Source organism: Actinopolyspora mzabensis (assembly GCF_900101095.1).
Classification (GTDB): Bacteria; Actinomycetota; Actinomycetes; order Mycobacteriales; family Pseudonocardiaceae; genus Actinopolyspora; species Actinopolyspora mzabensis.
The window spans coordinates 24,290-38,723 of record NZ_FNFM01000003.1 but is presented as its reverse complement, the minus strand read 5'-3'; the positions used below and the strand labels follow the sequence as shown (position 1 = coordinate 38,723).

Sequence of the window (14,434 nt, the reverse complement as noted above, 5' to 3'; positions counted from 1 at the left end):
CTTCGAGGGATTCCCCACAGCCGCCCCGAACCCCGCAACGGGATCGATACAGTCCCCGAAACCGGGGCCGGATCGACGTGCCCGAACGTCTGCTCTGCATGGAACGGTCCGATAGAGGACGATAGTGCGCGGGCCCCAAGCGTCCCGGTGTCCTCACCGCGGGCGCCCCGCAGCGCTCGGGGATGGTGATCCACAGTGATTCGAGATTACATCAGAACACATACGAATCCCCCGGTCTTCATCATCTCGGGGATCGTGGCGGTGGCATTCGTGTTGTGGGGCGTGCTGGCCCCGGCGAACGTCGACACGGTAGCGAGCAACGTCAACAGCTTCATCACGACCAACTTCGGTTGGCTCTACATCCTGTCGGCCACGCTGTTCCTCATCTTCGTCATCGTGATCATGCTGAGCAGGTTCGGCAGCATACGACTCGGACCGCCGGACTCCAAACCGGAGTACGGCAGGTTGCCCTGGTTCGCCATGTTGTTCACGGCGGGCATGGGGATCGGGCTGGTCTACTTCGCGGTCAGCGAGCCGGTTGCGCACTACCTCAACCCACCCACCGGCACCGGTGGCACCGAGGCCGACGTCCCCGAGGCGATGAACCTCACTTTCTTCCACTGGGGACTGCATCCCTGGGCGATCTACATCGTACTGGGACTGTCGCTGGGGTACTTCGCGTTCCGCAAAGGAATGCCACTGCGCCCTGCAGCGGCGTTCTATCCACTGCTCGGCAACCGCATCTACGGCTGGGTGGGCCACCTGATCGACATCCTGGCCGTGTTCGGCACGCTGTTCGGTCTGGCCACCTCGCTCGGGATCGGTGGTCAGCAGGTGGGAGCCGGACTGGAAACCCTGTTCGGCATTCCGAACACGGCCACGCTGCAGGTGATCCTGATCCTGTCCATCACGGCGATAGCGGTCGTGTCGGTGATGCTCGGCATCGACAGGGGCATCCGCAACCTGTCGCTGATAAACCTGTGGCTGGCGTTCGCCCTGATGGTGTTCGTGTTCGTGGTGGCCTCCTCGCGCGACATCGTCAACGCACTGGCGAACAACATCGGCACCTACCTGCAGAACCTCCCCCTGACGAGCTTCGAGACCTACCCGGGCAACGCACAGGCTCGGGAGTGGCAGGCCGACTGGACCCTGTTCTACTGGGGCTGGTGGATCTCCTGGTCCCCCTTCGTGGGGATGTTCCTGGCCAGGATCTCGTTCGGCCGCACGATTCGGCAGTTCATCGCCGGCGCCCTGTTCGCGCCGGTCGGGGCCTCGATGGTGTGGCTGACGGTGTTCGGCGACGCGGCGCTGCAGCGGCTCCGTGCCAACCCGAACAACCCCATCGGCGAGGCGAGTTCGGAAACCGCGATGTTCGTGCTGTTCAACCAGCTACCGGTGGTCGAGGTAGTCAGCATACTCGCCTCGGTCCTGGCGATCATCGTGGTTGTGCTGTTCTTCGCCACATCCTCGGACTCCGGGTCGCTGGTGGTCGACATCCTCACCAATGGCGGTGACCCGCACCCGAGGTGGCAGCAGCGGTTGTTCTGGGCCGTGCTGGAAGGTGTGATCGCCTCGGTGTTGCTGGCGGCGGGGGCGGTCAGCGGAGCGGACGCGCTGAGTGCGTTTCAGACCGCCTCGATCGTGGCCGGACTGCCGTTCTGCATCGTGCTGCTGCTGATGTGCGTGGGGCTGACCCGGGCACTCAACCAGGAACGCCGCGCGTTAACCCGACCGGAGGAGCCGAGCCCTTTGGTAGGTCTCCGGGAAAGCACGACCAGACGGACGAGAACGGGACCGACCCGTGAGCCGGGCGGGGATACCACGACGGGTACGTCCGAGGAGGACACCCGACGAAACGATTCCGAGCGCGATCAGGAGTGACCACGATTCGAGCGCAGCGGCCGGTCGGGCCTCGCCCCGACCCCACCGACCGCTTCACCACGAAGGGAGCCCTGAGCTCACGTCACGTAGGGCCAACCCTGGGAGTCCCAGCCGAGCAGATTGAGCCCCAGCTTGTGCGCGCCGGAATCGTTCGCGTCGTAGTAGTGGTAGACGAGCAGGCTGCCGTCACCGTCGTGCATCACACTCTGCCCACCGGGTCCGATGATGTTCTCGTGACTTCCGAGTATCCGCGTGCCCCCGCCCTGCAGCATGGGTGTCCCGGCTCGGTCCACATAGGGACCGGTGGGCGAGGTGGAGCGTCCGACCATGACCCGGTACGTACTGTCGGTACCCTGACAGCACTGTCCGAAGGAAACGATCAGGTAGAAGTAGCCGTCGCGCTCGACGATCTCCGGAGCCTCGACGGCATCCGAGGTGGGGCCGCTGGCGAGGTGGTAGAGCGTTCGGTCGGTGTCGTGCTGCTTTCCGGTGGCGGGGTCGATTCTGATCATGCGGATCCCGCTCCAGAAGGAGCCGAAGGTCAGCCACCACTTTCCGGAACTGTCGACGAACAGGTTCGGATCGATGGCGTTGTGGTTGTCACTGGTGCTCGTGCTGTAGACGATGCCGTGGTCCTGCCAGTCACCGGGCGCCGCGGTCGTGCTGGTGGCCAGCCCGATCGCCGAATGGTTGGATCCGAACGATGAGGCGGCGTAGTACAGCCAGTACCTGCCGTTGTGGTGGGAGACGTCCGGCGCCCAGATGTCGCCCTCGGAATTGTAGTCGTGAACCCAGGACGGCAGACCGGTGAACGCCGAACCGGTTCGTTCGAAATCGATCCTGTCGGTGGAAAGGCGCTGCTGTATCCCACCACCGGTGGAAAACAATCGGTAGCCGGAATCCGTACGCACCATGGATGGGTCGTGCGCGGCGATATCGCCGGTCACGGTGCCGGGCATCGGGTAGTCCGCCGCGGTGGCACCGGGGGCGGCGACTCCGAGGCTCGTCAGCACAGCGGCGATCACACCCGCTGTTCGAAGCGAAATTCGTCTGGTGAACATGGGCTCCTCAAAGGTTGTCCGTGCTCGGCACACTAGGAATCACGCGTTCACTTGACCGGCCGGGACACGATGATCCACTCGACCGGGCAAGATGAGCCACCCGAACGCGGTAGCCGATCGTTCCGAAACCGTTTGTTCGAAACATCGAACGCTGTTCGGACAAATTAGGACGAGGCGACCTCCCGGTCAACACGATCCGACGCACAGCGTCTTTTCAGCGGTGCCCGGAACCGCCGAATCGGCGCAGCCACGTACCGAATCGACGGATGACTCTCCCGCACCGATCAGCTGCTACCGGGACGTGCCACCGGCGAAAGGGACGCGCCGGGAAGGCGCACCATGCCGCCGTACATTCGTTCGGCTCTCGCCGGTAAGCGGGATGTCGCGCGTACTGCTCATCTGGTCTGCAACAACGAGACGGCGGGCGCCCCGCTGGGCAGCATGTACTTGCCGATCATCAGCGGGGTGCTCTCCTCGCGGACCACCTGGGTGATCAGCACCACCGGGGTATCTGCCGGACGCTGGAAGGCAGCACCGCGTTGGCCTCCCAGCACTGTCGCTGTGATCCCGCTCGAACCGCGCAGCGGGAGCCCGGGAGAGCGCGAGGTCAACACGTCCAGCATGGTCCTCGGCTGCTCCGAGGCGGCACGCAATGCTTCCGGCAGCTCCGGATCCAGCTCGACGAGGAGCTCGTCCGGCAGAATCCATTCCTGGACGAGGCAGGCAGGGGAACCGTCGACGTCGACGATGCTCTCCCAGAACCGGATCTCACTGGCCGCGGGGACCGGCAGGTGTTGCAGCACCAGGTCGGTCGGTTCCTCGGTGGAGCGGGCCAGTGCACGAACACCTGTCGTCTCGGCCCCCAGCAACCTCTCCACGGAACCCAGGCGTTCGAAACCCCGGTGCGGGGTTCCGGTACTGACCGTGCGCCCGACCCCCCGACGAACCGTGATCACCCCGTCCTCCTGCAGCAGGATCAGCGCCTCCCGCAACGCCGGGCGACTCACTCCCAGCTCACCGGCGAGCTCGGGTTCGGACGGCAGTGCCGAGCCGGGTGGGTAGCGTCCTTGGCGGATGGCGTCCACGATCCGCTCGTAGAGCTCCACCGACGGTCTGCGCTGTGATCCACGACTGCCCGGCACACTTCACCCCATTCGGAACTTTGTCAGACAAGTTAGTTCCGAGGAGGCGCTCCGGTCAATCTGCCGAGCCGATCCGGAAGGACCGGACTATCAAGCGAAACGCCGAGCGTGAGCGAAGTTTGACACGAAAGCAACGCGAGGTGTAAACACTCGACCAATCACACTTGTCTGACAACATTGCGCCAGCCTGGAGGAGTGCTGATGCGAGGGATGACCACCGGCCCCACCGACGAACAGCTCGTGCAGGCGCCGAAGGTACTGCTGCACGACCACCTGGACGGGGGCCTGCGTCCGCGGACGGTCGCCGAACTCGCCGTGCGGAACGGCTACGCGCGGCTGCCGAGCACGGATCCCGAGGAGTTGGAGAGCTGGTTCGCGGCGGCGGCCGAGGCCGGTTCACTGGAGGAGTACCTGGAACGTTTCGCCCACACGGTCGGGGTGCTGCAGACTTCGGAGGCACTGCACCGGGTCGCGGCGGAGTGCGCCGAGGATCTCGCCGCCGACGGGGTGGTATACGCCGAGATTCGTTATGCCCCCGAACTGAGCACCCAGGGCGGCCTGGAGTTGGATCAGGTGGTCGAGGCCGTGCTGGCCGGATTCGCCGAGGGGGCGAACCGTGCGGCGCGGCACGGCGGGCGAATCAGGATCGGGCTGCTGCTGTGCGCGATGCGGCAGGCCTCCCGTTCCTCCGAGATCGCCAGGCTGGCGGTGCGCTACCGCGACGAGGGCGTGGTCGGGTTCGACATCGCCGGCCCGGAAGCGGGCCATCCGCCCACCCAGTCGTTGGAGGCGTTCGAGTACCTGCGTCGCGAGAACTTCCACTTCACCATTCACGCGGGCGAGGGCTTCGGACTTCCCTCCATCTGGGAAGCGATCCAGTACTGCGGCGCGGCGCGCCTGGGGCACGGAGTCCGGATACTCGACGACATCACGTTCGACGAGCACGGAACAGCCCACCTGGGGCGACTCGCCTCCTTCGTGCGGGACCGGCGGATTCCGCTCGAGATGTGCCCGAGGTCCAACGTGCACACCGGGACGGTGAACTCCCTGCCGGAACATCCCATCGCCCTGCTGCGGGGCCTGCACTTCCGCGTGACGGTCAACACCGACAACAGACTGATGAGTCAGACGAGCATGAGCGGGGAGTTCCGCGAACTCATCGACACCTTCGGCTACACACTGGACGATCTGCAGTGGTTCACGGTCAACGCCATGAAGTCGGCGTTCCTGCCGTTCAACCAGCGGCTCGCACTGATCAACGAGGTGATCAAACCCGGTTACGCCGCACTGCGCTCGGAGGCGCTGTTCGGCAGGGTCGACGACTCGGTGGGGCCGGTGGCGGCTCCCTCAGGGACCGACGAGTGAGCTCCGGCACTCGGAGTTCTACCCAGTGACCGAAGTGGTTTCCGCACGGACGGGATCGCCGCCGGAACCGAGCGGAGTGCTCGCGGCGTCCCGGTGAGCGACCCCGCGGAAACCGCGCAGTCGAAGACTGTTGCCGACGACGAACACCGAACTGAACGCCATGGCCGCCCCCGCGATCATGGGGTTGAGCAGTCCCGCGGCCGCCAGCGGCAACGCGGCCACGTTGTACCCGAACGCCCAGCACAGATTACCCTTGATGATCCGCAGCGTGCGCCGGGAGAGCCGGATCGCGTCCACCACCGCACGCGGATCGCCCCGCACCAGCATGAGGTCACTGGCCTCGATCGCCACGTCGGTACCGGTGCCCATCGCCAGTCCCAGGTCGGCACGTGCGAGCGCCGCGGCGTCGTTGACTCCGTCCCCGACCATGGCTACCACGCCACCCCGATCCTGGATGCGCCCGACGACGTCGACCTTGTCCTCGGGCATCACCTCGGACCAGACCTGCTCGATACCGACGCGGGTAGCGATGGAGCGGGCGACCGTGTCGTTGTCGCCGGTCAACAGCACGGGGGTGAGTCCCAGTTCGCGCATGCCCCGCACGGCCTGCGCGCTGGTGGGTTTGACGGTGTCGGCGACGACCAGCACGGCGCGGGCCGCGCCGTCGCGGGCCACCACCACCGCGGTCGAGCCGTCCCGTTCGGCTGTCCGTGCGGCTTCGAGGAGCGGAGCGGGCAGCGTAATGCCCTGCTGCTCGAGCAGCCGGGTACGGCCCACGAGCACGTTGTGGCCGTCGACGGTTCCGCGTACTCCGAGCCCTTCGACGTTGCCGAACTCCTCGATCGGGGGCAACGTACCCACCCGCTCCGCGGCGCCACGAACGATGGCTCGGGCGATGGGGTGCTCCGAACCGCTCTCCAGCGCTCCGGCCAACGCCAACGCCTCGGAGTCCGAGCCGTCCTCGGTGGTGTGAACCGAGAGCAGCTCCATCTCGCCCGTGGTGATCGTTCCGGTCTTGTCCAGCACGACGGTGTCCACGCGGCGAGTGGACTCCAGCACCTCGGGCCCCTTGATCAGGATTCCCAGCTGAGCTCCTCTGCCGGTGCCGACCAGCAGTGCCGTGGGGGTTGCCAGCCCCAGGGCGCAGGGGCAGGCGATGATCAGCACGGCGACGGCGGCGGTGAACGCGGTGGTGACTCCCCCACCCGTGACCAGCCAGTACAGCAGCGTGCCGAGCGCGAGGACGATCACGATCGGCACGAACACCGCCGAGACGCGATCGGCGAGACGCTGTACCCGCGCCTTGCCCGCCTGCGCGTCCTCGACCAGCTTGGCCATCCGGGCCAGCTGGGTGTCGGATCCGATCCGCGTGGCGCGCACGACCAACCGGCCGCCCGCGTTGACCGTGGCCCCCACCACGGTGTCGTCGGGCTCGACTTCGACGGGCACGGATTCACCGGTGAGCATGCTCCTGTCCACGGCCGAGCTACCCTCGGTAACCACTCCGTCGGTGGCGATCTTCTCACCGGGACGTACCACGAACAGATCACCGACGCGCAGCTGTTCGACCGGAACGAGCGATTCCCGCCCCTCGCGCAGTACCGCGACCTCTTTGGCACCGAGTTGCAGCAGCGCACGCAGCGCCGCTCCGGATCGACGCTTGGAGCGGGCCTCGAAGTACCTGCCCGCCAGGATGAAGGTGGTCACGCCGGCGGCGACTTCGAGATAGATCGAGCTCCCCCCGTCGACGCGTTGCACCGAGAACTCGAAGGAGTGGGTCATACCTGGCACCCCGGCACCGCCGAACAGCAGGGCGTACAACGACCAGCCGAAAGCGGCCGAGGTACCCAGCGATATCAGGGTGTCCATCGTGACGGCGCCGTGGCGCAGGTTGGTCCAGGTGGCGCGGTGGAACGGCAGCGCACCCCACACCAGCACCGGAGCGGCCAGGGTCAACGAGATCCACTGCCAGTAGGTGAACTGCAGGACGGGCACCATGGCCATGGCGATGACGGGGATCGAAAGCAGCGCCGAGACGGTCAGCCGCTGCCGGAGCAGCAGCTCCTCGCTCCCCTCTCCCCCGGCGGTTTCCGCGGTTTCACCGCTCACCGCCGCCGTTTCGGCAAAGCCACCGGGGCCGTGGGGGCTGTGGGCGGCGGCCGGGGTGGCGCTGTAGCCCGCCGCCTCGATGGTGTCGACGAGCCGCTCGGTACCGGTAGCGGGAGGGTGAGTCACCCTGACCTTCTCGGTGGCGTAGTTGACGGTGGCGCTGACCCCGTCGAGCTTGTTGAGCTTGCGCTCGATCCGAGAAGCGCAGGAGGCGCAGGTCATTCCGCCGACCGACAGTTCGGTGTCGATCGCCTGCTCCGGTGGGAGCGTGTCCTGCCGGCCGGTGGTCATCGTTGGTTCCCCTCTCGACACGACCGGGAGCGTTGCGCGGCACCGCGGGGGCCGCCGGTGGCGACTCGTGACCGTCCGCGTTCGATGTCGTGTTCCGAACCCAGCTATATACCCTACGGGGGTACCGTGTCAACGAGTAGAGTGCCGCACTCCCGCAGCGGGGCTACCGACGGCGCACACCGATCACCGGACCAGCCCGGCCCCGGAGACGCGCCCGCGTCCGCCGGGCAGAGCACCGAGCAAGGGGGCGCTCAGGAGCGCACGAGACGAGCGATGGCGTCGCTGGCCTCCTGGATCTTGGCCTCGGCGTCCTCACCCCCCTCGGAGACGGCCTCGGCCACGCAGTGCTTGAGGTGCTCGTCCAACAGCCCCAGCGAGACCGCCTGCAGCCCCTTGGTCACCGCCGAGACCTGGGTCAGCACGTCAATGCAGTACTCGTCGTTCTCGACCATGCGTGCCAGACCGCGCACCTGGCCCTCGACACGCCGCAGCCGCTTGAGGTACTCCTCCTTGTCCTGGGCATACCCGCGCATTCGACCTCCCTCACCGATACGGACAATCCGCCCCCAGAATACCCCCTACCCGTAACCCCACTCGTACGAATCAGGCTCGCCGGACGGACCACGAACCACCCCCGAGGGGTATGTAGGGCTCATCCCAGCAGTCGGGCGGCGGCCTGTTTCGCCGCGGCCACCGGATCACGGACCCGTCCGGTGCCCGAGGTGACCAGCACCCCCTCCCACAGCAGGAAGAGCTGCTCGGCGACCAGCTCCGGATCTGCCGAGCCGGAGGCGGCGACCAGTTCGGTCAGCCATTCGCGCAGCCGCGCCTTGTCCGCCTCGATCACCGTCTGCGCGGGATGTGTCGGATCGGCGAGTTCGGCCTCGGCGTTGGCGAACGCGCATCCACGGGGGGACTCCCGTTCGAGCCAGCACGCCAGGATGTCGAAAGCCGCCAGCACCCGATCCGCGGACGTGCCGCCGATCCGTCGCAGCTCGCTGTCGAAGAACGCGCTCCAGCGCTGTTCGCGACGCTCTAGGTAGGCGGCCACCAGCTCGTCCTTGGAGCTGAAGTGGTTGTACAGACTCATCTTGGCGACCCCGGCACGCTCGATGACCGTGTCGATACCGACGGCACGGATACCGTGCCGGTAGAACAGTTCGGAGGCGGCCTCGAGCAGCCGCTCCCGCGCGGAACCGCGCGGCCGTGATCCACGTGTCGCCGTGCCGGTACTCATCAGCAGCTCTCCCTTTCACCCGGTCGCGAAATCGACGGTACTCGCGACGCCACGAGGCCCGGAGGATACCGGAACGATCCGTTCTTCCCGGAAGCTCGAATGCACGCTCGTTCGATGCCCGACCGGGGAAACGACTACCCTGGAGCGCGGGATGACCGCGCAGTGGGCACACCTCGCCCCACGGTCGGCAACACCCCGCCGAAGGGCGGTGAACGGTGATGACGGGAACGATTCCGCTGGGCCGGGTGGCCGGGATTCGCCTGCAGCTGCACTGGAGCGTGGCGGGCATCATCGGACTGATCGTCTTCATGCTGGGTGCCTACTGGCTGCCCACCACGCTGCCCGGGCACGCCACGGTTTTCTACTGGCTCGCGAGCACCGCGGCCGCGCTGCTGCTGCTCGTCTCGGTACTGTTGCACGAACTGGCTCACGCGCTCGTGGCCGTACGGCACGGTCTGAGTGTCGATCGGGTCACGCTGTGGCTGCTCGGCGGTGTCGCCCGGTTGCGCGGGGAGGCTCCCACCCCCAGGGCGGAGCTGTTCATCTCCGGCGTCGGACCGCTGGTGAGCGGCGTGGTGGCGGGAGTGTTCGCGCTGGCGACATGGGTGCTGGTAATCCTGCAGGCCGGTCAGCTGGCGATCATCGTGGCCGCCTATCTGGGAATGTTGAATCTCGCGATCATGGTGTTCAACCTGCTCCCGGCCGCTCCGCTGGACGGCGGCCGAATTCTGCGCGCGGTGATCTGGGCCCGTACGGGGCAACGTTTCAAAGCCGCCCTGTGGGCAACCCGCACGGGGGCGGGACTGGGGTTCCTGCTCCTCGCGGGCGGCTTCGTGAGTGTGGTTACACGTGGTATCGAGGGCATCTGGGCGATGCTGGTCGGCCTTTTCGTGCTACAGGCCGCCGCTGCCGAACGCCAGCAGGCAAGGCTGGGCATGGCCTTGGGGGACGCGCGGATAGGTGAGTTCGTCACGGTCGGCGCGACCCCGCTGTGGTCGGACCTGTCGGCCCGTGACGTGCTGGACTCCCCACTCGGCAACGACGGCTCGGTGTTCGCGGTGGTGGATCGGGACGGCACGCTGCGAGGAGTGCTCAGCCCTCGTCGGCTGCAGGACGTGTCGGTAACCGAGCGAAACCGGAACACGCTGCGCGAACTGGCCGATCCGCTCTCCCAATTCACCACCGCGAGTCGTGAGGAGCCGGTGACCAGCGTGCTCTCCCGCTACGACGACCCCCGGAATTCGATCCTGGTGCTGGACCAGGGACGCGCGGCGGGGCTGGTGCCAGCTACGGAGATCAACCGGCTCGTCGCCGAACGGATGCCGGGGACCGCCGCGCGCCGAGCGGAAACCTCGCCGAACGGTGCCGCCGCGCGGGGTGACACGGAACCGAATCCGCCGTCGGACTGGTGGTACCCGGGACAACGCCGAGGGCAGTGAAGCCACGAAAAGCCGCTGGCACAGCTCTCCCCGAAAGATCCCCCGGTGGAAGTTCGTCACCCCGCCCCACCGAGATGACGGACCCCTACTGGTTCTCGCCCGGTGGGATCCGCAAGGTCTCGCCACGTTCCACCGCGACGACGCCCGGCACGGCGCGGGCGTCGTCGAAGTACTCGCTCGCCAGAGAGCCGGTGATCATCCCCACCAACTCGAGCACCCGGTCCACGCGCATCCCGATTCGGCGCAGTCGCTGCACCACGGTGTCGATGTGATCGAGCCACTCGTCGTGCACGGTGACCACCACTTCGTCGGTCATGGTCTCCGTCCGCGCTTCACGAGGGTGCCTTGGCGATTCCAGCTCCGACGTCGACGCCGGGAAGTTCGAGCCGCTGAGCACCACGGATCAGAGTGGACCACAGCGCCTCCCCTGCCGCGTCGGTACGCTGCGCCCACAGCGCGGCGATGCCCGAGACGTGCGGGGTGGCCATGCTCGTGCCGGAGATCGTGCGATACCGCCGCTCCATGGGCCAGCTGGAGTACACGTCCACTCCCGGTGCCGCGATGTCGATCTGTCCGCCGTCTACCGGGTTGCTGCGGGCCGAGAAGTCGGCGATGCCGAGTCGGGAGTCCAACGCGGCGACCGCCATGATCGAGGGGCTGTTGGCCGGGACTCCCACGAAACCGGGGTTTCCGGAATCGCGCTCGGCGTTGTTGCCCGCGGCTGCCACGATCAGCGAACCGCGATTCAGTGCCCGCTGCCCCACGGTCTCGTAACGCCGCGAGACGGCACGGGTCTCGGCACCGAGCGACATGGAGATCACCCGGCAGTCGTTGCCGATGGCCCAGTTGATCGCGGCGAGGATGTTGGTGTCGGTGCCGGATCCCCCGTCGCCGAGCACCTTGCCGACCAGGATCTCGGCTCGGGTCGCCACGCCGTATCGACGGCTGCCGGGCGGTTCCGGTGGGTTCTCCGGGCCGCAGGACGTGCCCACGCAGTGTGTGCCGTGACCGTTGCCGTCCTGGGCGGGTTCCTCGCTCACGAAGGAGCGTGCCGAGATCTCGCGGCCGGCGAAGTCCGGGTGACGCAGGTCGAGTCCCGTGTCCAGCACGGCCACCCGGATTCCCTGGCCGGTCGCGGCGGAGTCGAGCACTCCGGTGGCCTGTAGCCCCCAGGTCGCCTCGGAGGTGTCGTGGAATTCGATGGGAGCGGCCCGGACGGTGGACCAGCCGGTGTCGGTCGTCGGCGTCCGAACCGTGGACCGTTCGGTTCGGGTGTCCTCCGGGCCGCTCAGGGCGTACATGAACTGCTCGGGTTCGACGGCCGTCACGCGGGGGTCGTCGGCAGCGGCGGCCATGATCGAGGCCGCGCTGTCCGGATCGGCCCTCACCGTGCCGATACCGAGGTCGGCGAAGACGGTGGCATCGGCCGACGCGGCCTGATCCACATCCAGCGCGCGCCATTCGTAGTCGGAGGTGCTGGCCACGTTGGCCGCGCCGGTCACCGAACGTAGCGTTTCGACCTGGTCGGCCTCGCGGGCGAACGTCTCGTCGCTGAGCACCAGGACGTAGCGTCCGGTCGGTGACGCCGATTCTGCGGAAGCGGCGGCATAGTGCCCGTTTCCGGGGGGTGTAGTCGAACTGGTCATCCTCGTATCCCTCCCGGGATTATTACGGAGACAACACCGCGAACTCGGCGGATTCGGCCGGACGTTCGGGTGGGCCGAACCATGGCAGGGGGCCGAACCGCGGAATTCACAACGGATTGTTGTTTCGAACGGTCTCGTCGCTGGTGCACGAGTCCGAGGGGACACCGGCCACGGTAACGCGCCGCCGGGTGCGCCAACCACACCTGAAACTAGGGAGTTTCGGACCTTTTTCGAAGGCGAGAGACGTTACGAGAACGTATTTCACATAGTTGGCCCCTTCGCCCATCTCACCGGGAAAGAAAAAATTTACTCGTTCGAGTGACAAAACCGGCATGAGACGACGAGGAAATCCCGCATGGAACCGCTATGTTCACCCAGCCGGATGAGAAGATCAGAAGACGAGTCGCACCCCGGAGTCGGAGCACACCGGCAGGATCACGTCCGCTGCCCGCACTGCCGCTGCTCGCTACCGGTGACCACGGGGTGTTCCGAGGACCTCTGGTGGGCGGTTTCCGGCACGCCCCAGTAGTGGGCATCCCAAAGGTGCGCAGGCCCGACACGCCAGTGTTGGACGGGCGGGGCGGCCCCGTCTCCGTCTACGCGGCGGGCAACCGCGACGCCCTGGTACGGATAATCCTGGTGCCGACCTGCACCCCGCGGGAGATCCGAGGTGGCCACCGGGGCCCGGCTCACTCGTCGGGGGAATCGTGGTGTTCCCCCAGAGCCGCGAACCACCCCGCATAGGGCGTGTTGCCGACAGCGCGGCCGGTGAGATCCGGGGCGCCGTCGGTCCACCAAACCGGACCGCGCTCTCCGAGAGCACGCTTCGCCGCATCGACCCGGGCCCGGGCGGCCTCCCGCGCCGCGACGTCCTCCCGGCGCATCGCAGCCTGCTTCCTCCTGCGGGCGGCCATCAGTTCACGCACGAGTTCGTCCCGGCGGTCCGGATCGAGCTCCGGATTCGTACGGCGCCACAGCCGACCACGCACCACGAGATAACGCCCGTCCGGGGTCACGGGGTGACGCATGGCCGTCATGCTACCGGCGGTTTCGAGTGCCGTACCGCGCGGAATCACCGAGCGCCGCGGCCCGGTTCGTTCGACAGTGCGAATCCTTGATTTCGTTCCTCACTGAAACTTCGAACGCATTACTGGGGAAGAACAGCATCTCGCGGCCCGAGACCGCGGCCCGAGGGCGGGAAACCGGCGGAAGCGACACGCCGAATCCGTCGAGCTCGGAGAGTGGCGTGCGCCGCCTGGCAGTCGTGCGTCATAGCATGGCCGAGCGATATCCGTGATCTTCGTTCCGGAAGGGGACCCCACGCAGTGACGGCCACCGCGATCACTCGTACCGGTAAGCACAGCACCGCCTATCTGCAGCTGCCGGGCGGTTGGTTCCACAACAACGCGGGCTGGATCACCGGCGAGAACCGGACCCTGCTCGTGGACACCTGCGCCACCGAGAGTCGAAGCCGCGCCCTGCTGGAAGCGGCGCGAGGACCCGCTCCTGGGACGACGTTGACCGCCGTGCTCACCCACGCTCACGGCGACCACTCGCACGGAGCGCGCCAGGTTGTCGAACACGGCGGTGCGGTTCACGCGGCGAACTCCGCGGTCGAGGAGATCCACGACGGGCCGCACACCTACCCGGAGTTGTTCGAGTACGCCGACTGGGGCTCGATCGACCCACCCGAGCACATCACTCCGGTGACCGGGCCAACCACCATCGAGCTGGGCGAGACCCACGCCGAGATCCACCCGGTTCCCACCCGGGCGCACACCGACGGGGACCTGGTGATCCACCACCCCGACGACGGTGTGCTGTTCACCGGCGACCTGCTGTTCCACGGGGTGACTCCCCTGGCGCTGCACGGCAGCATCGGTGGCTGGATCGAGGCCCTGGACTGGGTGGAGGGCTTCGACGCGGAGACGCTGGTCCCCGGACACGGCCCGGTCATCACCAGCAACGACTCCGTACTCGCGCAGCAGCGCGAGTACCTGCGATGGCTGCTCGACAGCACCACCGAAGCACTTCCCGACTTCGGCGCCCTGGAGGAGCGGGCGCGGCGAGGTTGGCCCGAGTGGCACGACGCGGAACGCCATTCGGTCAACCTGCGCGTGGCGCACGCCGAGAACCGCCGCCACACCCCGGACCTCGCCGACGCGATCGCCGCGATGCTCGGCGCGGCGGGAAATCGGATCCCACTGGAACTGTGAGCGCCTCGCACCGTGGCGCGCGCGGCACGGATACGCGCACGATGGCG

The 14,434-nt window shown here is 67.3% G+C and carries 12 protein-coding genes; 4 read left to right on the top strand and 8 right to left on the bottom strand.

Going from position 1 to position 14,434, the window contains the following annotated elements; translation table 11 throughout:
- Window positions 1–195: 195 nt before the first annotated feature.
- A complete protein-coding gene (locus BLR41_RS05325) occupies window positions 196–1,881 on the top strand; it encodes a BCCT family transporter (protein ID WP_092626888.1) in 1,686 nt (561 codons plus the stop codon).
- A 77-nt stretch (window positions 1,882–1,958) separates the two neighbouring features.
- On the opposite strand, the gene BLR41_RS05320 is transcribed toward BLR41_RS05325, so the two are convergent.
- The gene (locus BLR41_RS05320; RefSeq protein WP_092626887.1) at window positions 1,959–2,942 is read right to left on the bottom strand and encodes an arabinan endo-1,5-alpha-L-arabinosidase; all 984 of its coding nucleotides are present in this window, start codon (window positions 2,940–2,942) and stop codon (window positions 1,959–1,961) included.
- Window positions 2,943–3,337: 395 nt separating this feature from the next.
- The gene (locus tag BLR41_RS05315) at window positions 3,338–4,084 is read right to left on the bottom strand and encodes a GntR family transcriptional regulator (RefSeq protein ID WP_245693912.1); all 747 of its coding nucleotides are present in this window, start codon (window positions 4,082–4,084) and stop codon (window positions 3,338–3,340) included.
- Window positions 4,085–4,294: 210 nt separating this feature from the next.
- Between BLR41_RS05315 and BLR41_RS05310 the strand changes: the two genes are divergently transcribed.
- Window positions 4,295–5,449 carry an adenosine deaminase gene (locus BLR41_RS05310; protein ID WP_176797861.1) on the top strand — a complete coding sequence of 385 codons (1,155 nt, stop codon included), beginning with the start codon at window positions 4,295–4,297 and terminating at the stop codon, window positions 5,447–5,449.
- An 18-nt stretch (window positions 5,450–5,467) separates the two neighbouring features.
- On the opposite strand, the gene BLR41_RS05305 is transcribed toward BLR41_RS05310, so the two are convergent.
- The 3 genes from BLR41_RS05305 to BLR41_RS05295 form a co-directional block, all read right to left on the bottom strand.
- Entirely contained in the window at window positions 5,468–7,849 is a 2,382-nt protein-coding gene (locus tag BLR41_RS05305) for a heavy metal translocating P-type ATPase (RefSeq protein WP_092626885.1), read from the bottom strand.
- Window positions 7,850–8,100: 251 nt separating this feature from the next.
- Complete coding sequence (locus BLR41_RS05300; protein ID WP_092626884.1) at window positions 8,101–8,382, bottom strand: metal-sensitive transcriptional regulator; 282 nt, start codon at window positions 8,380–8,382, stop codon at window positions 8,101–8,103.
- A gap of 119 nt (window positions 8,383–8,501) precedes the next feature.
- Complete coding sequence (locus BLR41_RS05295) at window positions 8,502–9,086, bottom strand: TetR/AcrR family transcriptional regulator (RefSeq protein ID WP_092626883.1); 585 nt, start codon at window positions 9,084–9,086, stop codon at window positions 8,502–8,504.
- Window positions 9,087–9,304: 218 nt separating this feature from the next.
- Here BLR41_RS05295 and BLR41_RS05290 point away from each other — a divergent pair, with 218 nt between their 5' ends.
- Window positions 9,305–10,525 (top strand): site-2 protease family protein, encoded by a 1,221-nt coding sequence (locus BLR41_RS05290; RefSeq protein WP_092626882.1) that lies wholly within the window; start codon window positions 9,305–9,307, stop codon window positions 10,523–10,525.
- An 85-nt stretch (window positions 10,526–10,610) separates the two neighbouring features.
- Here the strand turns inward: BLR41_RS05290 and BLR41_RS05285 are convergent, their stop codons facing one another.
- The 3 genes from BLR41_RS05285 to BLR41_RS05275 form a co-directional block, all read right to left on the bottom strand.
- Window positions 10,611–10,841, bottom strand: a complete 231-nt coding sequence (locus tag BLR41_RS05285; RefSeq protein WP_092626881.1) for a hypothetical protein — start codon at window positions 10,839–10,841, stop codon at window positions 10,611–10,613.
- A gap of 16 nt (window positions 10,842–10,857) precedes the next feature.
- Window positions 10,858–12,171 (bottom strand): S8 family serine peptidase, encoded by a 1,314-nt coding sequence (locus tag BLR41_RS05280; RefSeq protein ID WP_092626880.1) that lies wholly within the window; start codon window positions 12,169–12,171, stop codon window positions 10,858–10,860.
- Window positions 12,172–12,860: 689 nt separating this feature from the next.
- Window positions 12,861–13,199 (bottom strand): hypothetical protein, encoded by a 339-nt coding sequence (locus BLR41_RS05275; RefSeq protein ID WP_092627186.1) that lies wholly within the window; start codon window positions 13,197–13,199, stop codon window positions 12,861–12,863.
- Between the two features lie 297 nt (window positions 13,200–13,496).
- On the opposite strand from BLR41_RS05275, the gene BLR41_RS05270 reads away from it, so the two are divergent.
- Entirely contained in the window at window positions 13,497–14,387 is an 891-nt protein-coding gene (locus tag BLR41_RS05270; RefSeq protein WP_092626879.1) for an MBL fold metallo-hydrolase, read from the top strand.
- Window positions 14,388–14,434: the final 47 nt, after the last annotated feature.